Source organism: Paracoccus sediminicola (assembly GCF_027912835.1).
Classification (GTDB): Bacteria; Pseudomonadota; Alphaproteobacteria; order Rhodobacterales; family Rhodobacteraceae; genus Paracoccus; species Paracoccus sediminicola.
Genome location: NZ_CP115768.1, coordinates 3,006,283 through 3,026,022 on the forward strand (window position 1 = coordinate 3,006,283; position 19,740 = coordinate 3,026,022).

20 protein-coding genes are annotated in these 19,740 nt (G+C 64.7%); 7 read left to right on the plus strand and 13 right to left on the minus strand.

Features of this window, described 5'->3' with window-relative positions:
- Positions 1-3 precede the first annotated feature (3 nt).
- Entirely contained in the window at positions 4-1,518 is a 1,515-nt protein-coding gene (locus PAF18_RS14715; RefSeq protein WP_271116437.1) for a reverse transcriptase domain-containing protein, read from the plus strand.
- Here the strand turns inward: PAF18_RS14715 and PAF18_RS14720 are convergent.
- The gene (locus PAF18_RS14720) at positions 1,463-2,683 is read right to left on the minus strand and encodes an argininosuccinate synthase (RefSeq protein ID WP_271116438.1); all 1,221 of its coding nucleotides are present in this window, start codon (positions 2,681-2,683) and stop codon (positions 1,463-1,465) included. The genes PAF18_RS14715 and PAF18_RS14720 overlap by 56 nt on opposite strands.
- A gap of 130 nt (positions 2,684-2,813) precedes the next feature.
- Between PAF18_RS14720 and PAF18_RS14725 the strand changes: the two genes are divergently transcribed.
- Entirely contained in the window at positions 2,814-3,146 is a 333-nt protein-coding gene (locus PAF18_RS14725) for an Hpt domain-containing protein (RefSeq protein ID WP_271116439.1), read from the plus strand.
- Positions 3,147-3,170: 24 nt separating this feature from the next.
- Here PAF18_RS14725 and ilvA read toward each other — a convergent pair whose 3' ends face one another.
- The gene (gene ilvA, locus PAF18_RS14730; protein WP_271116440.1) at positions 3,171-4,421 is read right to left on the minus strand and encodes a threonine ammonia-lyase IlvA; all 1,251 of its coding nucleotides are present in this window, start codon (positions 4,419-4,421) and stop codon (positions 3,171-3,173) included.
- Between the two features lie 158 nt (positions 4,422-4,579).
- Between ilvA and PAF18_RS14735 the strand changes: the two genes are divergently transcribed.
- From PAF18_RS14735 to PAF18_RS14745, 3 genes are all read left to right on the plus strand, one after another.
- Positions 4,580-5,143 (plus strand): helix-turn-helix domain-containing protein, encoded by a 564-nt coding sequence (locus PAF18_RS14735; protein WP_271116441.1) that lies wholly within the window; start codon positions 4,580-4,582, stop codon positions 5,141-5,143.
- An 81-nt stretch (positions 5,144-5,224) separates the two neighbouring features.
- On the plus strand, positions 5,225-5,752 hold the full coding sequence (locus tag PAF18_RS14740) for a GNAT family N-acetyltransferase (protein WP_271116442.1): 528 nt from the start codon (positions 5,225-5,227) through the stop codon (positions 5,750-5,752).
- Positions 5,749-6,198: a DMT family transporter gene (locus PAF18_RS14745; protein WP_271116443.1), complete on the plus strand. Its 450-nt coding sequence runs from the start codon at positions 5,749-5,751 to the stop codon at positions 6,196-6,198. Before PAF18_RS14740 ends, PAF18_RS14745 begins: the two co-directional genes overlap by 4 nt.
- A gap of 254 nt (positions 6,199-6,452) precedes the next feature.
- Here the strand turns inward: PAF18_RS14745 and PAF18_RS14750 are convergent, their stop codons facing one another.
- The 4 genes from PAF18_RS14750 to trhO form a co-directional block, all read right to left on the minus strand.
- Entirely contained in the window at positions 6,453-7,634 is a 1,182-nt protein-coding gene (locus tag PAF18_RS14750; RefSeq protein WP_271116444.1) for an acetyl-CoA C-acyltransferase family protein, read from the minus strand.
- Positions 7,635-7,694: 60 nt separating this feature from the next.
- The gene (locus PAF18_RS14755) at positions 7,695-8,498 is read right to left on the minus strand and encodes a crotonase/enoyl-CoA hydratase family protein (protein WP_271116445.1); all 804 of its coding nucleotides are present in this window, start codon (positions 8,496-8,498) and stop codon (positions 7,695-7,697) included.
- Positions 8,499-8,500: 2 nt separating this feature from the next.
- Positions 8,501-9,427 carry an AEC family transporter gene (locus PAF18_RS14760; RefSeq protein WP_271116446.1) on the minus strand — a complete coding sequence of 309 codons (927 nt, stop codon included), beginning with the start codon at positions 9,425-9,427 and terminating at the stop codon, positions 8,501-8,503.
- Positions 9,428-9,688: 261 nt separating this feature from the next.
- The gene (gene trhO, locus PAF18_RS14765) at positions 9,689-10,612 is read right to left on the minus strand and encodes an oxygen-dependent tRNA uridine(34) hydroxylase TrhO (protein ID WP_271116447.1); all 924 of its coding nucleotides are present in this window, start codon (positions 10,610-10,612) and stop codon (positions 9,689-9,691) included.
- A gap of 109 nt (positions 10,613-10,721) precedes the next feature.
- Here trhO and pncA point away from each other — a divergent pair, with 109 nt between their 5' ends.
- Both pncA and pncB read left to right on the plus strand, forming a co-directional pair.
- Complete coding sequence (pncA, locus tag PAF18_RS14770; RefSeq protein WP_271116448.1) at positions 10,722-11,318, plus strand: bifunctional nicotinamidase/pyrazinamidase; 597 nt, start codon at positions 10,722-10,724, stop codon at positions 11,316-11,318.
- Positions 11,315-12,628 (plus strand): nicotinate phosphoribosyltransferase, encoded by a 1,314-nt coding sequence (gene pncB / locus PAF18_RS14775; RefSeq protein WP_271116449.1) that lies wholly within the window; start codon positions 11,315-11,317, stop codon positions 12,626-12,628. The genes pncA and pncB overlap by 4 nt, the downstream gene beginning before the upstream one ends.
- Positions 12,629-12,653: 25 nt before the next feature.
- Here pncB and PAF18_RS14780 read toward each other — a convergent pair whose 3' ends face one another.
- From PAF18_RS14780 to PAF18_RS14810, 7 genes are all read right to left on the minus strand, one after another.
- Positions 12,654-13,880, minus strand: coding sequence for a class I SAM-dependent RNA methyltransferase (locus PAF18_RS14780; RefSeq protein WP_271116450.1), 1,227 nt, complete (start codon positions 13,878-13,880; stop codon positions 12,654-12,656).
- A gap of 4 nt (positions 13,881-13,884) precedes the next feature.
- Positions 13,885-14,040 (minus strand): hypothetical protein, encoded by a 156-nt coding sequence (locus PAF18_RS14785; RefSeq protein WP_271116451.1) that lies wholly within the window; start codon positions 14,038-14,040, stop codon positions 13,885-13,887.
- Positions 14,041-14,069: 29 nt separating this feature from the next.
- Positions 14,070-15,956: an ABC transporter ATP-binding protein gene (locus PAF18_RS14790; protein ID WP_271116452.1), complete on the minus strand. Its 1,887-nt coding sequence runs from the start codon at positions 15,954-15,956 to the stop codon at positions 14,070-14,072.
- Entirely contained in the window at positions 15,953-17,113 is a 1,161-nt protein-coding gene (locus PAF18_RS14795) for a CCA tRNA nucleotidyltransferase (RefSeq protein ID WP_271116453.1), read from the minus strand. Before PAF18_RS14795 ends, PAF18_RS14790 begins: the two co-directional genes overlap by 4 nt.
- Positions 17,110-17,796: an NUDIX hydrolase gene (locus PAF18_RS14800; protein ID WP_271116454.1), complete on the minus strand. Its 687-nt coding sequence runs from the start codon at positions 17,794-17,796 to the stop codon at positions 17,110-17,112. The genes PAF18_RS14795 and PAF18_RS14800 overlap by 4 nt, the downstream gene beginning before the upstream one ends.
- The gene (gene hslO / locus PAF18_RS14805; RefSeq protein ID WP_271116455.1) at positions 17,793-18,809 is read right to left on the minus strand and encodes an Hsp33 family molecular chaperone HslO; all 1,017 of its coding nucleotides are present in this window, start codon (positions 18,807-18,809) and stop codon (positions 17,793-17,795) included. The genes PAF18_RS14800 and hslO overlap by 4 nt, the downstream gene beginning before the upstream one ends.
- 141 nt (positions 18,810-18,950) lie before the next feature.
- Positions 18,951-19,736 (minus strand): flagellar type III secretion system pore protein FliP, encoded by a 786-nt coding sequence (locus PAF18_RS14810; protein ID WP_271116456.1) that lies wholly within the window; start codon positions 19,734-19,736, stop codon positions 18,951-18,953.
- Between the last annotated feature and the right edge of the window lie 4 nt (positions 19,737-19,740).

Genomic DNA, 19,740 nt, shown 5'->3' on the forward strand with positions numbered 1-19,740 from the left:
CCGATGGAAGACGAGTTTGATTTCACCGCCAAGGACCTCAAGCACTATCCGCATTTCGATGCGCCGATCACGCTGAAAGAAATTCGCCGCCTCGTCACAGACCCGAAGAAGGTGGCAGCCAACTCTTTCTACCCCTTCTTCCTCTATGAAGAGTCATGGCAACCGTACCGCTCTACGGATGCGGCCAAGCCAGATAAGAAGACGCGACCGATCCGATACGGCGCGCGGCGAGACGCCTACCTCTTTGCCTTCTACCGACGGAAACTCTCCCGCCTATATGAGGCGCGCCTCCGGGAGATGGGCATTGAGGATTGCCCAATAGCGTACCGGCAGGTGTTGAAGCCGGGGCGGGGCGGCGGGAAATGCAACATCGACCTCGCCAAGGACGCCTTCGATGAAATCGACCGGCTCGGGGATTGCGTGGCGGTTGCGCTCGACGTCAAAGGCTACTTTGAGAACTTGGACCACAAACGGATCAAGCGCATTTGGTGCGACCTCCTGGGCGTCGAAGAACTGCCGCCGGACCACTACGCGGTCTTCAAGAACATCACCAAGTACAGATATGTTGATCAGCGCTCTGTCTATTCGCGGCTTGGCTATTTTGGGCTGCGGGAGCGCAACGGGCACATGATCCCGGGCTTTCTGATGCCCTTCCGCGATATGCCCAAGCAGCTATGTTCCAACGCGGACTTCCGCGCCAAGATTTGCGGCGGTGATCCGAAGCACGGTCCCTCGCTCGTCCAGAAGAACGTCCTCCCGCATGGTGTCCCGCAAGGTGCGCCGATCTCAGACCTGATCGCGAACTTCTACATGTTGGAGTTTGACGCGGTGATGGCTGAGTACGCCCGAGCTAGGGACGGGCGCTACATGCGTTACTCGGATGACATTTTGATGATCCTGCCCGGGGGGAGCCCTGAAGCACGGGCCGCCATCGACTTCGCCACGGCTGAGATGCGCAAGCATGGGCCGGAGCTGCGAATCAAAGACGCCAAGACCTGTGTTGCGCAATTCCAGCGAGCGCCTGGCGGGCTGCGGTTCCACCATTTGAAACAGAGGCCCGACGAGGCAGCAAAGAATGGATTCGAGTACTTGGGTTTCCGGTACGATGGACGGCGTGTCTATGTACGTGACAGCACTATTTCCAGGTTCTACAGCAAGGTAGCTGGTGCGGCGAAACGCGATGCGCGGCGGCACATTGAGAAGAATGCGGAGATAGACGCAGTTGCATTGATCGGAAGTTTTGACTACGCGCTGTTCTCCCAGCGGTTCAGCAAGGTCAAGAAGTCGAACTTGACCAGCGACTATCGTAGTTGGACGTTCTACTCCTATCTTAAAAGATCAGCCGCAGCGTTTGGTGCCAAGGGAGACCGTATACTGCGGCAGGCTCGAGCTTTTGATGATTTCATGCGCGAACGGGTTAGATCAGCAATTGTATCGGGCGTAGCTAAACGGAAGGCCCCCCTCAAACCCGCCCATTCCTTGCCGCAATCAACTTCAACCGCAGCGCATTCAACCTAATGAACCCTGCCGCGTCCTTCTGGTCATAGGCGCCGGCGTCGTCCTCGAAGGTGACATGGGCCTCGGAGTAAAGGGAGTGGTCGGACCAGCGGCCGACCGTGTGCGCCGACCCCTTGTAGAGCTTCAGCCGCACGGTGCCGGTGACGTGCTCCTGCGATTTGTCGATGGCGGCCTGCAGCATCTCGCGCTCGGGCGAGAACCAGAAGCCGTTATAGATCAGCTCGGCATAGCGGGGCATCAGCGAATCCTTCAGATGGCCCGCGCCCGCGTCCAGCGTGATCTGTTCGATCCCGCGATGGGCCTCCAGCAGGATGGTGCCGCCGGGGGTTTCGTAAATGCCGCGGGACTTCATGCCGACGAAACGGTTTTCCACGAAATCGAGCCGGCCGATGCCGTGTTTGCGGCCGAGATCGTTCAGCTCTGTCAGGATGGTCGCGGGGGACATCTGCTGGCCGTTGATGGCCACGGCGTCGCCGCGTTCAAAGGTGATCTCGATATGTTCTGGCTGATCGGGCGCATCCTCGGGGTTCACGGTGCGCTGATAGACATATTCGGGGGCCTCGACCGCGGGGTCCTCCAGCGCCTTGCCTTCGCTGCTGGTGTGCAGAAGGTTGGCATCGACGCTGAACGGGGCCTCGCCGCGCTTGTCCTTGGCGATGGGGATCTGGTGTTCCTCGGCGAATTCGATCAGCCTGGTGCGGCTGGAGAGGTTCCATTCGCGCCAGGGGGCGATCACGCGGATATTGGGGTCGAGCGCGTAGCAGGACAGTTCGAACCGGACCTGATCATTGCCCTTGCCGGTGGCGCCATGGGCGACCGCGTCGGCGCCGTGCTGGCGGGCGATTTCCACCAGCCGCTGCGAGATCAGCGGGCGGGCGATCGAGGTGCCCAGCAGGTAAAGACCTTCATAGACGGCATTGGCGCGGAACATCGGGAAGACGAAATCGCGGGTGAATTCCTCGCGCAGGTCGTCGATATGGATGTTCTCGGGCTTGATGCCCAGCAGTTCGGCCTTTTTGCGCGCCGGTTCCAGTTCCTCTCCCTGACCGAGATCGGCGGTGAAGGTGATCACCTCGCAGCCATATTCGGTCTGCAGCCATTTCAGGATGATCGAGGTGTCGAGGCCCCCGGAATAGGCAAGCACGACTTTCTTCGGCGCGGTCATGGGCGAGTCCTTTCGTATTTCGCCCCCGATTAGGCTGTTTTAACCAATCTCACAAGGGTTGGAGCGCTGTTAACACTCGTGAAAACGGGTTGCGCTATGCTCGTTCCGGACAGGCGAATCGGGATGGATCATGATCGACTGGAAGCGGGTCGCGGAACTGCATGACGAACTCGGCGCGGATCATTTCGCTTCGGTGGTCGAACTGTTTCTGGACGAAATCGAAGGCATCGTGATGCGGTTGCGGCAGGATGACCCGTCGCAGCTGGAAAGCGATCTGTATTTCCTCAAGGGCAGCGCGTCGAATCTGGGCTTCGGCAGCTTCGCGAATTTGTGCCATCAAAACGAGATCGAGGTGCGGAACGGCCGCGTCGGCGAAGTGGATCTGGGCGCTCTGATGGACTGCTATGCGGCGTCGAAAAAGGAATTCGTTGCCTCACCGCACCGGATCAGCGGGGCGGCCTGATCGATGACGGTGATCCGGCTGCACTCAGATCAGGAACTGCGCCAGAAGCTCGTCACGGGTGATGTCCTGATAGGTGAACCCGGCGGCGTCCAGCCGGGCCATCAGCGCGGTAAGATTATCCGGTTCGGTGGTCTCGATCCCGATCAGGACCGAGCCGAAATTCCGCGCGGACTTCTTCAGATATTCGAAGCGCGCAATATCGTCCTCCGGCCCCAGCGTGGTGAGGAAATCGCGTAATGCGCCAGGGCGCTGCGGCAGGCGGAGGATGAAGTATTTCTTCAGCCCCGCATAACGCTGCGCGCGTTCCTTCACCTCGGGAAGGCGTTCGAAATCAAAATTTCCGCCAGAACAGACGCAGACCACGCGGCGACCCTGAAGGGCGCCGGCCTCGTGCAGGTCGCGAAGCGCGTCGATGGACAGCGCGCCAGCCGGTTCCAGCACGATGCCCTCGACATTCAGCATCTCGAGAATGGTCATGCAGAGCCGGTCCTCGGGCGGGGTCACCACCTGCTCGGGCGCGAAGCCGCGCAGCCGGGCGAAGGGCAAATCGCCGATCCGCGCCACGGCGGCACCGTCGACGAAGCTGTCCACCCGGTCGAGCGTGATCTGCATCCCGGCCCGCAGCGCCGATTTGAGGCTGGCGCCGCCCTGCGGTTCGGCAAAGGCATAGCGCGTGTCTGGCGATTTTTCCGCCAGATAGCTGGTCATCCCCGCCGAAAGCCCGCCACCGCCCACCGGCAGCACGACCAGATCGGGCGCGGCAGGCAGCTGGGCCATCAGCTCATGCGCGACGGTCGCCTGACCTTCGATCACATCGGCGGAGTCGAAGGGCGACAGAAACGCCGCACCATGTTCTGCGGAAAATTGCTGCGAGGCGGCAAGCGTCTGGTCGAAATAATCGCCCGTCAGCACGATCTCGACGCTGTCTCCGCCGAAGATCCGCGTCTTGTCGATCTTCTGTTTCGGTGTCGTCACCGGCATGAAAATCGTGCCGCGCGCGCCGAAATGGCGGCAAGCAAAGGCCACGCCCTGCGCATGGTTCCCGGCGCTGGCACAGACGAAATGCGGCGTGCTGCCCGCCGCCATAGCCTTGCGCATCGCGTTGAACGCGCCGCGCAGCTTGTAGCTGCGGACCGGCGTCAAATCCTCGCGTTTCAGCCAGATCTCGGTGCCGTAGCGGGCCGAGAGATGCTCGTTCAATTGCAGCGGCGTGGCCGGGAAAAGGTCACGCAGCGCGGTTTCGGCGGCGGTGACATCGGCGGTAAATTTTGACATGCGGGCACCTGCAGAAAGCGCCCGTATGGGTGGCATGTCGGGGGGAGGAGGTCAATGACGGGTGGTGCTAGAGTGGCGGCTTTGCGGGACAAAGCGGTCATTGTTCGGTGTCCAACACGAACTTGCCGGGGATCTGATCTGTCTACTATGGTAGCACGATGCAGCACGATGACATTGACAGCAGACTTGGTGCCCGCATCCGGGCCGAACGGGAAAGCCGCGGCTGGTCCTTGACGGACCTGGCCGAGCGGGCGGCCGTTTCGCGCGCCATGATCCACAAGATCGAGCGCGGGGACAGCAGCCCGACCGCGAACCTGCTCGGGAAACTGTCCGGGGCCTTTGGCCTCAGCATGTCAACCTTACTGGCGCGAACCGAAGCATCGATCGGACATCTTCTGCGCAGGGACGGCCAACCCCTCTGGACCGATCCGGAAACAGGGTATGTCCGGCGGCAGGTGTCCCCACGCTCTGACATGCCACTTGATCTTGTAGAGGTGAGCCTGCCGGCGGGAAAGGAGGTGCCCATGCCCGCGTCGGCCTATGCCTTCATCCGTCAGCTGATCTGGGTTCTGGAAGGGGATCTGACATTCATCGAAGGGCATGTTCATCATGAACTGCGCCAAGGGGATTGCTTGCATCTGGGTCCACCCACCGACTGCATCTTCCGCAACAAAGGTGAGCGAGCCTGCACCTATGCCGTGATCGTTCTGCGCGATAGCTGACGATCCTTGGCAAAGACTCGTTGACGGTCAGTCTACCATAGTGGATAAATAATCCACTATGGTGATCAGTGAGGCGTAATCATGGAAATCCGCGATGCGGACGAGCATGATCTTGAAGGGGTCATGGCGATCTACAACGATGCTGTCGAACACACGACCGCGATCTGGAATGACACGAAAGTGGATCTTGCGAACCGGCTGGCATGGCTCGCGGATCGGCGTCACGCAGGATATCCCGTGCTTGTGGCTGTGGGAGACGATGGTGATGTCCTCGGCTATGCCTCTTTTGGAGACTGGCGCGCCTTTGACGGTTATCGCCACACGGTCGAGCATTCCGTCTACGTCCGCGCAGACGCACGCGGCGGTGGTATCGGCAAGGCGCTGATGGAAGCCCTGATCCAGCGCGCGAAAGCCATTGGCAAGCATGTGATGGTCGCAGGGATTGAGGCCGGCAACACCGGATCAATCCGGTTGCACGAGAAACTAGGCTTCGAGCAAGTGGGGTTGCTGACGGAAGTAGGCACCAAGTTCGGCACTTGGCTCGACCTTGCGTTTCTGCAGATTAGGCTCGACCAGCGGACGATCCCCGATCTTCAGCAAGGGAGATGACGCCGCTTATTACCCTGTGCCTGCTTGTTGCGGCAGGTGCGGCGCTGGTCATCCAGAACCTGCTGATGGCGAAGATAAGCGGATCGGTATCGACCGTGCTGATCGCGCTGGTGATGAACTCGGCCGTTGGCCTGGTGTTTCTGTCCGCTCTCCTGCTCTGGAGGGCTGGTCCCGGCGCCGTCAGCGAAATCGCCGGTGCGTTCCGTCCCTGGTTTGTCATCCCTGGGCTTCTGGGCTCGTTCTTCGTCTTCGCCAGCATCATCGGATACCAGCAGCTCGGGGCTGCCGCGACAATTTCCACCTTTATCGCCAGCCAGCTTATCGTTGGGCTGGCTTGGGATATGGCGCGATCCGATGACGTCACCATTCAGGGGATCATGACGGCGGCACTTGGCGCCGGCCTGTTGATCTGCGGCGTGTTTATCATTGTGTCACGCCATCGGTAGGGGCGATTTAAGGCGACTGTCTACTCTGGGCTCAAAGCGGACATTCCCTCCCAGACGATAATCCGGAATAAGGTGCGTCTCGCCGCCGGGCGAGCGCCTGCCCGTCCGGGCGGGCTGGCGCTGTGGCAATGTTGGTCTTGCAGTGCCGTGAAGAGATGTGGGCGGCGCGATAGAGCGCTTCGCTTGACTGCTGCGGCACCTCCCCACGGGCAGGCATTCGCCCTTTTGTCGTGCTCGGGGCGAACGCTCAGCCGTCAGATCCGCTCGATCGCCAGGGCGATGCCCTGACCGCCGCCGATGCACATGGTTATGAGGGCGCGTTTGCCGTCGATCCGGTCCAGCTCGTACATCGCCTTGACGGTGATGATCGCGCCGGTGGCGCCGACCGGGTGGCCCAGCGCAATGGCGCCTCCGTTCGGGTTCACACGGGCGGCGTCGAGGCCGAGTTCCTGATTTACCGCGAGTGCCTGCGCGGCGAAGGCCTCGTTCGATTCGATCACGTCGAAATCGCCCGCCGACAGCCCCGTCCTGTCCAGCAGGTTTCGAACGGCGGGGACCGGGCCGATGCCCATCACTTCGGGGCGGACCCCGGCATGGGCATAGCCGAGCACGCGGAAGCGCGGGGTCAGCCCGGCGGCCTCTGCCGCCCCGGCGCGGGCCAGCACAAGCGCCGCTGCACCGTCATTGATGCCCGAGGCATTGCCTGCGGTGACCGAGCCGTCTTTCTGGAAGGCGGGGCGCAGTGCTGCGAGTTTCTCGGCCGATGTCTGTTTCGGATGTTCGTCGGTTTCGAAGGTGACCGGCCCCTTGCGCGCGCTGATCTCGACCGGGGTGATCTGTTCGGCGAAACGCCCCTCGGCGATGGCCTTGGCGGCGCGGTTCTGGGATTCGAGCGCGAAGCCGTCCTGATCCTCGCGGCTGATACCGTGCTCGCCTGCGACGTTCTCTGCGGTGACGCCCATATGTCCGGTCCCCATCGGGCAGGTCAGCGCGCCGGTCATCATGTCCAGCATCTTCGCGTCGCCCATCTTCGTCCCGAACCGCGCCTGCGGCACCGCATAGGGCGAGCGGGACATCGACTCCGCGCCACCGGCAATCGCGAAATCCGCGTCTGCCAGCATCAGCGACTGCACGGCCGAGACGATCGCCTGCGCGCCAGAGCCGCAGAGCCGGTTGACATTCATCGCAGGCGTGGTGTCGGGGATGCCCGCGTCCAGCGCCGCGACCCGCGACAGATACATGTCACGCGGCTCGGTGTTGATGACATGGCCGAACACCACGGTTCCGATCTGGTCCGGCGCGACCCCGGCGCGGTCCAGAGCGGCGCGGGTGACGGTCGCCGCCAGATCGATTGGCGGCACGGAGGCGAGGCTGCCGCCGAAGCTACCGATGGCGGTGCGAGCGCCGGACAGGATGACGATATCGGTATCGGACATTGTGATCTCCCCCAGATGATTTGCGTGAAGATTAGGCGGGCGCGCCGCCTCTGTATAGGATCAACCCTGCGTCGGCTTGATGCGCGGCCCGCTGCCGTCGCGGAAGGCGGCGAGCCGCTCGCTCGCGGCTTTCTGCGTGTTGACCACGCCGGCCACGACCGATTCCGCATAGGCTGCGTCCAGGGGCGACATGTTCTGCATATGGCTGATCGCCGAGCAGATGGCGAAATTCGACAGCGGCAGGTTTTCGGCGCAGCGCCTCGCGATCTCCTGCGCCTTGGCAAGGCTATCGGGGGCGCGGTAATTCGCCAGCCCCACCGTCACTGCCTCGTCGCCCCGATAGAGCCGCCCTGTCAGCATCATGTCGATCATCCGGGACTTGCCGATCAGGTCGGCGACGCGGATCGTCGCGCCGCCGCCGGTGAACAGCCCGCGCTGCCCCTCGGGCAGGCCGAAATAGGCAGTGTCGTCGATCACCCTAAGATGCGCGGCCGAGGCGAGTTCAAGACCACCTCCGACGACCGGCCCATGCAGCGCCGCGATGATTGGCACGCCGCCATATTCCATCTTGTTGAAGGCCTCGTGCCAATGCAGGCAGAGATGCATGAAATCCTCGGGCGCGCGGTCTTCGGCGTGATGTTCCACCAGGTCCAGACCTGCGCAGAAATGATCGCCGGCGCCACGCAGGATGCAGGCCCTCGCCCCGGCGCGGGGCAGGGTGCGAAAGATCTCGATCAGCTCGTCGATGGTGGCGGCATTGAGCGCGTTGCGCTTGGTGGGGCGGTTCAGCGTGACGGTGGCGATGCCGTCCTCGTCGAGATCCAGCAGCGTATGTTCCAGTTTCAGCTCGGCAATGCGGGACATGGTCAGCCTTTCTCGATCAGATGCATGATGACGGGGATGGTAAACACACTGGCGGCGGTCGAGACCAGGATCGCCGAAGAGACGCGCTGCACGGCGATGCCGAAATACTGCGCCAGCATATAGACATTTCCCGCCACCGGCAGGGCAGATGCGGCGATCATCACGCCGGCAGCGAAGGGCTCGACCCCGAGCGCGAAGCAGGCGGCGGCGACGGCTGCGGGGTGCAGGATCAGCTTGGCGCTGCTGAGCCAGACGGCGATAGCAGGCCGTTCGGCCCGGCGGCCGACGAGGCTCGCCCCGATGGCGAAAAGCGCGCCGGGCGTGGCGGCGGCGGATAGCAGGGTCAGGAATTCCATCGCCGGGCCGGGGATGGGCAGGCGGGCGGCAGACCAGATCAGCCCGGCGGACATCGAGACGATCATCGGGTTGGCCACCAGCCCCTTGAGCAGCCTTCCCGTCAGTGACCACCGCAGATGCCCCTGGCGCGCGGCGGTGATGATGAGGGTGATGAGCGTCGAGAATACCACCAGGTCGATGATGAGGATCATCAGCACCGGCCCGGCGGCGGCGTCGCCCATCAGCACCACCAGCATCGGCACGCCGAGAAAGCCGGTATTACCGATGACGCAGCAATGCGCCTCCATCACCGCCTCAGAGATAGGCAGACCGCGCGCCCGTGCGACGGCGATGCCGATGGCCCACAGCGCCAGCGAGCCGATCAGATAGGCGGCGGTGAAGCGCGGGTCCCAGATCTGGCCGATCTCGAGTGTGGCGGCAAAGCGGAACAGCATCGCCGAGAGCGGGAAGTAAAAGACGAATTTCGTCAGCCAGGCGGCGGCTTCGGGCGGGAAGACTCGAAACCGGGCGGCGCCCCAGCCGAGGCCGATCAGCATGAAGAAGGGCAGCGTCTTGATGAAAATCGCCAGCATAGGTCCGGTCCTGCGGGGGTCAGCCCCGACGAGCCAGACAAGACCATCCGACGCGACGAGTTGCAAGATCACGCCGGATGCGAACCCATGGTGACATGCTGGCGCGGTATCAAGCCGCTTTGCGCCTACGGTGCCGCGTCCGACCCCGCCGCGAGGCCGTTCGCAGGGACCGCACGGCAGGGCATTGCGCGGCGAACCGCGCTGCGTCAGCCGGCCACCGGATGCACGCCCTCTGTTCTGTCGATGGGTCGGGTCGGGCGCCTAGCCGCGCGGCTTGCCGTGATCCGCGCCGATGTGATCCTGACCCCGGCGTTCGGCCAGTTCCACCTGGCGCTGGCGTTCGCGGAAGCGGGCGCGGTCGGCATCGCTGTATTCGGAGAGGCAGCGATGGCAGGACACGCCCTCCTCGTATTCCGGTCGTTGCCGATCCGCCGCAGAAAGCGGGCGGCGGCAGGCATGGCACAGCGAATGACTGCCTTGTTGCAGGCCATGACCGAGGCTCACGCGCTGGTCGAAGACAAAGCATTCGCCCCGCCAGCGGGACTGTGCTTCTGGCACTTCCTCGAGATATTTCAGGATGCCGCCTTTCAGGTGGAACACCTCTTCCACGCCTTGCGAGATGAGGTAATTCGTCGATTTTTCGCAACGGATCCCGCCGGTGCAGAACATGGCGACGCGCTTGCCCTCGAAGCGGTGGGCGTTGGCCTGCCACCATGACGGGAAGTCGCGAAACGATACCGTGCCGGGGTCGATGGCGCCGTCGAATGTGCCGATCCCGACTTCGTAATCGTTGCGGGTGTCGATCAGTGCCACGTCATCGGACGCGATCAGCGCGTTCCAATCCTGCGGCTCGACATAGCGGCCCACCGCGGCGCGCGGGTCCACATCGGGCTGGCCCATGGTCACAATCTCGCACTTGATGCGGACCTTCATGCGGGCGAAGGGCATGGTTTCGGCGGTGCTTTCCTTCCAGCTCAGATCTGCGCAGCCGGGCAGGGCACGGATATGCGAGATCACGGCGTCGATCCCCTGGCGCGTGCCGGCGATGGTGCCGTTAATCCCCTCGGGCGCGAGCAGAAGCGTCCCGCGCACGCCCTGCCCGCAGGCGATGCGCGCCAGAGGCGCCTTCAAGGCCTGAGGTTCGGGGAAAGGCGTAAAGTGATAAAGCGCGGCGACGATCAGCATTTGCGGGCCATACCCCCAGCGTCTCGAGTCGTCAAACAAGGCGTGCTGCTATCGCTAGCATTGACGCCCGCCCCGCAACTGCTACCAAAGCCTCTACGGAGGATTTTCCATGCGCAGAGCTCTTATCGTCATCGACGCGCAGGTCGATTTCTGCCCCGGCGGCCGCCTTGCGGTCGAGGGAGGGGACGAGATCATCGCACCGATCAACGATCTGATGGCGGATTACGATGCTGTCGTGCTGACTCAGGACTGGCACCCGGACGATCACACCAGCTTTGCCGACAATCACGAGGGCGCCGAGCCGTTTTCCACGGTCGAGATGGCCTATGGCACCCAGGTGCTGTGGCCGCGCCATTGCGTGATCGGCTCGCCCGGCGCCGCGTTTCATCCAGCGCTTGCCGTTGATGTGGCGGATATGGTGGTGCGCAAGGGCTATCGCCCCGAGATCGACAGCTATTCCGCATTCTTCGAGAACGATCACCAGACCCGCACCGGGCTGGAGGGGTATCTGCGCGAGCGCGGGCTGCTGAGCCTCGATTTCGTCGGCCTCGCCCATGATTTCTGCGTGGCGTGGTCGGCTATCGACGCCGCGAAGCTGGGCTTCGGGGTGCGCGTGATCGAGGACGCCACCCGCGCCATCGACCTGAACGGGTCCAGAAAGGCCGCGCAGGACAATATGCGCGCCGCAGGAGTGACACTGATATGATGCCCAATGTCGACATCGCAAGCCGGGTCTATAACCACCGCTGGAAGATCGATCCCATCGTGCGCTCGCTGCTCGATACGGATTTCTACAAGCTGCTGATGTGCCAGTCGGTGTTCCGCAACAAGCCGGACACGAATGTCACCTTCCAGCTCATCAACCGCACGAAATCGGTGCGGCTGGCCGATATGGTCGATGAGGGCGAGCTGCGCGAACAGCTGGACCAGGTGCGCACGCTCAGGCTCAGCCGGGGGGAGTCGACCTGGCTGCGCGGCAACACGTTCTACGGCAAGCGCCAGATGTTCCGCCCCGACTTCATGGAGTGGCTGGAGAATGTGCAACTGCCGGAATACGAGCTGACCAAGCGCGACGGCCAGTATGAGCTGCGCTTCGAGGGCAAATGGCCCGAGGTCATGCTGTGGGAGATCCCGGCGCTTGCCATCATCATGGAGCTGCGCTCGCGCGCCGTGACCAAGGATATGGGCCGGTTCGAGTTGCAGGTGCTCTATGCCCGCGCGATGACGCGGGTGTGGGAAAAGATCACCCAGCTGAACAAGCTGCCCGATCTGAAGATCGCCGATTTCGGCACGCGGCGGCGGCACAGCTATCTGTGGCAGGACTGGTGCGTGCAGGCGATGGGCGAGGGGCTGGGCCATGCGCCCGGCGGCAAGTTCACGGGCACGTCGAATTGCCTTATCGCCATGCGCCGCGATCTGGAGGCGATCGGGACGAATGCGCATGAACTGCCGATGGTCTATGCCGCGCTCGCCGACAGTGACGAGGCGCTGAAGCAGGCGCCCTATGACGTGCTGGCGGACTGGCACGAAGAGCACGACGGCAATCTGCGCATCATCCTGCCGGATACCTATGGCACCAAAGGGTTCCTCGACGGTGCGCCGGACTGGCTGGCGGGCTGGACCGGCATCCGCGTGGACAGCGGCGATCCGGCCGAGAATGCCGAGGTTGCGATCCAGTGGTGGAAGGATCGCGGCGAGGACCCGACGCAGAAGCTGGTGATCTTTTCCGACGGGCTCGACGAGGAAAAGATCGAGCAGCTTTACAATCAGTTCAATGGCCGGGTGAAGGTCAGTTTCGGCTGGGGGACGCTGCTGACCAATGATTTCCGCGGGCTGGTGGATGGCGACGGGCTGGACCCGCTGAGCCTCGTCTGCAAGGCGGTCGAGGCCGAGGGACGTCCGACGGTGAAGCTGTCCGACAACCCCGCCAAGGCCATGGGGCCAGCCGATCAGATTCAGCGTTACAAGCGGGTCTTCGGCGTCGGCGAGCAGGAGCGGGTCGAGGTCTTCGTCTGATCCGCGCCGATTGTTCGGGGCAGGTTCAGGCTCGGGTGAAGCTGGTCACGGTCTCGACATGCGGGCTCCACCGGAACTGATCGACCACATAGACCGGCCCGATCTGCCACCCGGCAGCGATCATCGTGGCGGCGTCGCGGGCGAAGCTGACCGGGTCGCAGCTGACCCAGGCGATGCGGTCGAGCGTTGAAGCTGCGAGATGTTCAGCCTGTGCCGCCGCGCCATTGCGGGGCGGGTCGATCACGGCGGCATCGAAACCCGACAGCTCGTCTTGCAGTAGCGGGCGAGAGGAGAGGTCGCGGGTCTCGGTGGTGACGCGTTGCAGATCGGGCGCGTTGCGCCATGCCGCGTCGAGCGCCCCTAGCGGCGGGGCCAGCCCCTCGACGGCATGGATCTCGGCCTCTGCGGCGAGGGGCAGGGTGAAGGTGCCGCAGCCGGCGAAAAGATCGACGATCCGCTGCGCCCCTTTCACAGCCTCGCGAACCACCCCGAGAAGCGCCGCCTCGCCCTCTGCTGTCGCCTGAAGAAACGCGCCCGGCGGCGGGGTGACGCGCCCGCGCCCGATTTTCAGCAGCGGCGCGCGCCGCGTGAACGGCGTGCCGTCCCAGTCGAGCCGCGCGAGATCGGCGTCGCGCATCAGCGCAGTCAGCCGCTCGGACAGCGCGGGGTCGAGCGGCTTGCCTCCGGTCGCGGCAACATCCAGCCCAGTGCGCGTCTCGGTGACGGTGAGGCTGATCTCGCCGCCGCGCGAGGCTCCTGCCGCGACCATCTCGCGCAGCACCGGCAAGGCCGCAAGGATGGCGGGGCGCAACACATGGCATTCGGTGACGTCCACGATCTGATCCGAGGCGCGGCCATGAAATCCCAGCAAGGCGCCTTTGCGGGTGCGCCGCCCGGACATCACAGCCCTGCGCCGCGACCGGGGCGACGAGGTGGCGATGCCAGCGATCTGTGCCGTAATGCCATGCGCTGCGAGCGCGGATGTAACGAGGCCGGATTTCCACGCCGACACGAAGCCGTCCGAGCCATGCATCAAGGCGCAACCGCCGCAGCTTCCGTAATGCGGGCAGGGGGCGCGGACGCGTTCGGGCGACGCTGTGACGATCTTCGGCGCGGGGATGCGGTCGCCCTCGGCCCTGCCCTCAATCGTTTCCCCCGGCAGCACGCGCGCTGCGAAGGCGCGGGTGCCATCGGGTCCGGTGGCGATGCCGTCGCCATGCCGACCGAGCCGTTCAACGGTCCAGATGGTCATCGGCTCAGTTCAACAGCCGGTCCAGCATACGGATATTCGACGCCGTGCGGTTCGCCGTGCCGACCGTGTCGTTGAATTCGTCGAGCGCCCCGCGTTCGGGCGTTCCCGTGCAGGCGGCCAGCGTGACCAGCAGGGAAAGGGCGATCAGGTGGCGCGTCATGGCGGCTTCCTTTCGGGTTCGCCCGCAGATTAAGCGGTTTGCGCTGCGGGGTGAACCCCGCCCTCCGCTGGCTCATCCTCATCGGTGCCGAGGAAGCCGCCGGATTGCCGGTTCCAATAGCGCGCATAGGTGCCGCCTTCGGCCAGCAATTCCTCGTGGCTGCCCTGTTCGACAATGCGCCCGTCCTCGAGCACGACGATCCGGTCCATCTCGGCAATGGTAGAAAGGCGATGGGCGATGGCCAGCACCGTCTTGCCGGTCATCACCCGGTCGAGCGAATCCTGGATGGCCGCCTCGACCTCGCTGTCGAGCGCCGAGGTCGCCTCGTCCAGAATCAGGATCGGCGCGTTCTTCAGGAAGGCGCGGGCCAGCGCGATCCGCTGGCGCTGACCACCAGAAAGTTTCACCCCACGCTCGCCCAGATGGGCGTCATAGCCGGTGCGGCCGGCATTGTCTTGCATATCCGCGATGAAGCCACTGGCCTCGGCGGCGTCTGCGGCGGCCTCGATCTGTGCGTCGGTCGCGTTGGGCGTACCGTAGCGGATATTGTCGCGGGCCGAGCGGTTGAACATCGCGGTCTCCTGCGTGACCATCCCGATCTGGCGGCGCAGGCTTTCCTGCGTGACCGCGCGAAGATCCTGCCCGTCGATCAGGATCCGCCCCTGCTCGACATCGTAAAGCCGCAGCAGCAGCGCGACGAGCGTCGATTTCCCCGCGCCAGAGGCGCCGACCAGCCCGACACGCTCGCCGGGGCGGATCGTCAGATCGATGTCGCGCACGCCGCCGCGCCCGTCTTCGCGGCCATAGTTGAAGGTGACTTTATCGAAGCGGATCAACCCCTCGACCTGGCGAAGCGCCGTGGCATCCGCAGCGTCGGTCAGCGTGTGTGGCGGCGAGAGGGTCTTCATCCCGTCCTCTATCTCGCCGATTGAGCCCCAGATCCCCATCAGCGCCATGCTGATCCAGCCGGTCATCTGCGACAGGCGCAGCGCGATGGCCCCGGTCGCGGCAATGTCGCCCGCCGTCGCCTGTCCCTGCTGCCACAGCAGCACGACGCCCGAGATCAGCACCACCGGCACCAGCCCGGCAAGCGTCATCAGCGACATCCGGAACCAGGTCGAGAGCACGCCGAAATCAAGCGCCCGCTCTCGGAAGCCGGCCATGGCGGACAGCGCGGCGCGGTCCTCGTGATCGTCATGGGCGAAGAGCTTCACCGTCTTGATATTGGTGATTGTGTCCACCACCTGGCCGGTCACGACCGCGCGGGCCGAGGCGCGTGCCGCCGAGCGGGTGCGAATGCGCGGCAGGAAAAAGCGGATCAGCGCGATATAGGCGGCAAGCCACAGCAACAGCGCCAGCGCCACCCAGGCGTCGATCGAGATCAGAAAGGCTGCCGAGCCGATCACAGCGGCAAGCGCAAAGGTGACGACATTGACCATCTCGGTCGCGAAATCGGTGATCGCGCGGGCGGTCTGCATCTGCTTCTGCGCCAGCCGTCCGGCAAAGTCATTGTCGAAAAAGCTTACCGCCTGGCCCATCGTCCAGCGATGGAGCCGTGACAGGACCAGAGGCAGGATATTCGGCGTGATGATGACGCTGGAAGAGGCGGTGGAAAAGGCCAGGATCAGCGGGCGCAGCACCAGGAAGAACAGCACGAATCCCAGCAGGACAGGGCCGCTTGCCTGCCACAGCGTCTCTGGTGTGGCTCCGGTCACGGAATCGATCACCGCGCCAAGCAGCACGGCCGAGGCGACATCTGCCGCGCCACTCGCGGCCGAGGCCACCGCTGCGACGCTCAGACCACGCCCGGCGCCTTTCAGCGCCCAGCGGATGAATCGCATCATGGTTTGCGGCGGCGGGCCCTCGGCGGGGCGGAACGCGTCGATCATATTGGCAAAGCTTGCGTGCAGATTCATGTGTCGTCCCCTGCCGCCAGATAGGCCGCGTCGAGCAGCGCCGGTTTCGGTGCCGCGAAGCCGGAGTCGATCCAGAGCTGCTCAGCCGCCGCAAGCCCGCGCCCGATAGCCGCACCGGAGAGTGCGGGCATCAGGTCTCGGGCCGAGATCGGCAGGCGGGCCGTTGCAGCATTCGCGATCCGCTCGGCCCAGCCGGGCGGCGGAGCGTCGCCGCGCCCGATCCGGATCAGGGCCGTGTCCCGGGCAATTTCTGCGCCGTGGCGATAGGCGATTTCGTCCAACGGGTCGCCCTCGGCGGCGGCCAGCCTGCCCAGATAGGCGCTTTCAGCACGTGACAGGCGCAACCGGTCGGTGCAATCTCCGGCACGCAGCGCGGCGAGGCGACGACGCCAGTCGGGGCAGACACCCACCGCGCGCTCGGCAGCGATCAGGCCGGCCACGCCCTGTGCCGCAGCATTCGGCAGGATCTGCGCCATGACCCCGGTTTCGACCATCAGCGTCACCGCATCTGACGGGTCCGGGGCGGCGAGCAGCTTGCGCAGTTCGGCCCCGATCCGTTCGGCGGAAACGCGGGACAGGCCGTCCCGATTGGCGGCGATGGCCTCGGTGGTGCCGGGCGCGCTGCGATCGGCATACCAGGCGACAAAGCGGAAAAAGCGCAGCACCCGCAGGTAATCCTCGCGAATGCGGGCCGCGGGGTCGCCCACGAAGCGCAGCTCGCGCCGGTGCAGATCCTCCCAACCGCCGACCGGGTCGAGCACCTGGCCTTCCGCATCGGCATAGAGCGCGTTCATGGTGAAATCTCGGCGGGCGGCATCTTCTGCGACTTCGCGCGAAAAGGCGACGACGGCGCGGCGGCCATCGGTCTCGACATCGCGTCGAAAGGTGGTGACTTCGAAAGCCATCCCGTGGGCGACGACGGTGACGGTGCCGTGATCGACCCCGGTCGGAACCGGCTTGAACCCCGCAGTGCGGGACAACTCGATCACCCGCTCGGGGCGTGCATCCGTCGCAATGTCGACATCGCCGACCGGCAGGCCAAGCGCGGCGTTTCGCACCGCGCCTCCAACGATCAGCGCATGATGGCCGCCGCGTGACAGCATCTGCATTACGCCCTGAAGCCCGTTGCTGCGCAGAAAATCACCGTCGATCTTCATGCGCGGAGCCTTTCGGCGAGCCCGTGCAGAATGCGCGCCGTGGCGCCCCAGAGGTAATAGGGACCGAACGGCGCCACGCGATAGGCGCGCCATTCGCCGCGCCACATGCGGCCTTCGAGCCGATACCGCCCGGGGTCGGAAATATGCGAAAAGGGCAGGGCAAAGACTTCGGCCACCTCGCCCGGCTCGGCGATGGGCTCGAAGTCGCCGCGAACGATGCCGATAACCGGGGTGATGCGGAACTGCGTCACGGTGCGATGGGTGGGCAGCGTGCCGAGGATCTCAAGCTGCGCGCTGTCCAGACCGATCTCTTCCTGCGCCTCGCGCAGCGCCGCGGCCACAACATCGGCATCGCCGGGATCGAGCTTGCCGCCCGGCAGGGCGACCTGGCCCGGATGATGCCGCATCGTCGCGGCGCGTTTGGTCAGGTAAAGCCGCCCATCGGTCTCGTGAAACGCGGCGAGCACGCCAGCCTCGCGCAGCGTGGCGTCGGGCGGCATGGGGCGGTCATCGAAATCGAAATCCGAGCTCGGCGGGGTCTGCCGCTCAAGCGCCGCGGTCAGTGCTGATCGCAAATCGTCACCCGACCGCGGCGCGCTGCCCTTGCGCGCGGAGGGCAGGGGCACCGCGGCGTTGCGCGGCCCCCTGGACGTCGCCGGACCCTGCCCGGCGCGCGCGGTCATTCCGCCGCTTCACCCTGCGGCAGGCGGTTGCCATCCGCATCAATCTCGGCCTCGAACCCCAGCGAGCGCGGGTCGAATTCGTAATGCGCGCCGCAGAATTGGCAATCGGCGGTGACCAGCCCCTCGTCGGTGGTCATATGCGCGATGTCTTTCTGCGAATAGATGGACAGCGTGCCACGCACCTTGTCCTCGCTGCACGAACAGCCGAATTCGACGCGCTGCGGGTCGAAAACGCGAGGCTGTTCCTCATGGAAAAGGCGCACCAGCAGTTCGGTCGGCGCGACAGAGGGGCCGATCAGCTCCATCTCCTCGACGGTGGAAAGAAGATGGTTGGCGCGGCTCCAATCCTCGGATTCCTCGCCCTGCAGAATATCGGCCGCCTCGACGAGCCTGACCTCATCCGGGCCGTCGCTGTCCTGCATCGGCTGTGCCGGCAGCGTTTGCAGCATGATACCGCCCGCGCGCCAGCCTTTGGGCTGACCGCGCAGCATAGAGGGGCCGTAGGACAGTGTGAAGCTGGTCGGAAGCTGCTCGGACTGAGCGAAATAGGCACCCGCACATGCCGCCAAAGAACCGCCATCCAGCGGGGTAATGCCCTGATAGGGCTGATTGCCGGCGCCCTGGTCGATCAGGATCGCGAAATATCCCTCGCCGATCTGATCGAAATGCGCGCCATCGGTCAGCCGCTCGGGGTCGAAGCTGGCCCAGGCGCGGATGCGGGCCGGTTCACCCTCGGCCTCGGGCGCGTAGTAATCCGCGGCGATGGTGCGAATCGCCCCCTTGCCACGCACCTGTAGCGACAGCTTCCAGCGCAGCTTGATGGTCGGCCCGATCAGCGCAGTCAGCAGCGCCAGTTCGGCCACCGCGGCGGCGACCGGGGCGGGGTAGTCATGGCGTGACAGGATGTGGTCCAGAACGCCGTCGAGCCGGGCGACTCTGCCCCGGATCGAGGAACGGTCGAGCTGGAACGGCAGGACGGTGTCGTCCCACGCGATCTGGTTGATCTCGGTCATGATGGTCCTTCGGGTCTCTGGCGCCGATCCGGCGCGCGTCAGGCCCCAATATAGGACGACTGGCCGCGATCCCAAGGGGGAATGCGGCGCGGCCCGTTCCGGCGGGGGACCGCGCGGGACGGCCGGCCATGGAGCAAGCGCTTATTGATAGCCCCTGACAAGCGCTGCCGAAATCAGCGTCCACCCGTCAACCACGACAAAGAAGGCCAGCTTGAAGGGCAGCGAGACGATGGCGGGCGGCAGCATCATCATCCCCATCGCCATGAGCACGGCCGAGACGACGAGGTCGATGACCAAAAAGGGCAGCGCCACAAGAAATCCGATCTCGAAGGCGCGTTGCAGCTCGGTCAACATGAAGGAGGGGATCAGTAGCCTCAGCCCGTCCCCATCCGCATCAGGCGGCACCAGCGCGCGCAGATGGTCGAGCACCGCCGGATCGACCCGCGCCGACATGAAACGCTCGAAAGGCAGGATCGCCCGCGACGCCGCCTCGGCTATATCAATCTCGCCCGATCGCAGCGGTAGGGCGGCGTTTTGCCATGCCTCGCTGAGCACCGGATCCATCACGAACCAGGTCAGGAACAGCGAGAGGCTGACGATCAGCATATTGGGTGGCGATTGCTGGAGGCCCAGAGACTGGCGCAGGATCGACAGCACCGTGACGATGAAGGGAAAGCAGGTCACCGTGATCGCGATGGCCGGGGCGAGCGAAAGGATCGTCAGCCCGAGAAAGATCAGGATCGAGCTTTCGCCGACACCGCCAGTCATACCCGAGATCGCCTGGCCGATATTCTCGGTTACTGCCGGCGCGAGGGCAGGCGGCACGGTATTGCCGCCTGCCGCGCCCGGCGGCAGGGCCTGGGCCAGTGCGGGCTCGCCAGCGAAGATCAGCATTGCCGGCAGCGGCGCGATTCCGTGGCGATCCATGCCC

Bases quoted from the DNA above. Each gene is read 5' to 3' on its own strand.
- PAF18_RS14715 (WP_271116437.1), top strand. From the start codon at position 4: ATGGAAGACGAGTTTGATTTCACCGCCAAGGACCTCAAGCACTATCCG.
- PAF18_RS14720 (WP_271116438.1), bottom strand. From the start codon at position 2,683: ATGACCGCGCCGAAGAAAGTCGTGCTTGCCTATTCCGGGGGCCTCGAC.
- PAF18_RS14725 (WP_271116439.1), top strand. From the start codon at position 2,814: ATGATCGACTGGAAGCGGGTCGCGGAACTGCATGACGAACTCGGCGCG.
- ilvA (WP_271116440.1), bottom strand. From the start codon at position 4,421: ATGTCAAAATTTACCGCCGATGTCACCGCCGCCGAAACCGCGCTGCGT.
- PAF18_RS14735 (WP_271116441.1), top strand. From the start codon at position 4,580: ATGCAGCACGATGACATTGACAGCAGACTTGGTGCCCGCATCCGGGCC.
- PAF18_RS14740 (WP_271116442.1), top strand. From the start codon at position 5,225: ATGGAAATCCGCGATGCGGACGAGCATGATCTTGAAGGGGTCATGGCG.
- PAF18_RS14745 (WP_271116443.1), top strand. From the start codon at position 5,749: ATGACGCCGCTTATTACCCTGTGCCTGCTTGTTGCGGCAGGTGCGGCG.
- PAF18_RS14750 (WP_271116444.1), bottom strand. From the start codon at position 7,634: ATGTCCGATACCGATATCGTCATCCTGTCCGGCGCTCGCACCGCCATC.
- PAF18_RS14755 (WP_271116445.1), bottom strand. From the start codon at position 8,498: ATGTCCCGCATTGCCGAGCTGAAACTGGAACATACGCTGCTGGATCTC.
- PAF18_RS14760 (WP_271116446.1), bottom strand. From the start codon at position 9,427: ATGCTGGCGATTTTCATCAAGACGCTGCCCTTCTTCATGCTGATCGGC.
- trhO (WP_271116447.1), bottom strand. From the start codon at position 10,612: ATGCTGATCGTCGCCGCGCTTTATCACTTTACGCCTTTCCCCGAACCT.
- pncA (WP_271116448.1), top strand. From the start codon at position 10,722: ATGCGCAGAGCTCTTATCGTCATCGACGCGCAGGTCGATTTCTGCCCC.
- pncB (WP_271116449.1), top strand. From the start codon at position 11,315: ATGATGCCCAATGTCGACATCGCAAGCCGGGTCTATAACCACCGCTGG.
- PAF18_RS14780 (WP_271116450.1), bottom strand. From the start codon at position 13,880: ATGACCATCTGGACCGTTGAACGGCTCGGTCGGCATGGCGACGGCATC.
- PAF18_RS14785 (WP_271116451.1), bottom strand. From the start codon at position 14,040: ATGACGCGCCACCTGATCGCCCTTTCCCTGCTGGTCACGCTGGCCGCC.
- PAF18_RS14790 (WP_271116452.1), bottom strand. From the start codon at position 15,956: ATGAATCTGCACGCAAGCTTTGCCAATATGATCGACGCGTTCCGCCCC.
- PAF18_RS14795 (WP_271116453.1), bottom strand. From the start codon at position 17,113: ATGAAGATCGACGGTGATTTTCTGCGCAGCAACGGGCTTCAGGGCGTA.
- PAF18_RS14800 (WP_271116454.1), bottom strand. From the start codon at position 17,796: ATGACCGCGCGCGCCGGGCAGGGTCCGGCGACGTCCAGGGGGCCGCGC.
- hslO (WP_271116455.1), bottom strand. From the start codon at position 18,809: ATGACCGAGATCAACCAGATCGCGTGGGACGACACCGTCCTGCCGTTC.
- PAF18_RS14810 (WP_271116456.1), bottom strand. From the start codon at position 19,736: ATGGATCGCCACGGAATCGCGCCGCTGCCGGCAATGCTGATCTTCGCT.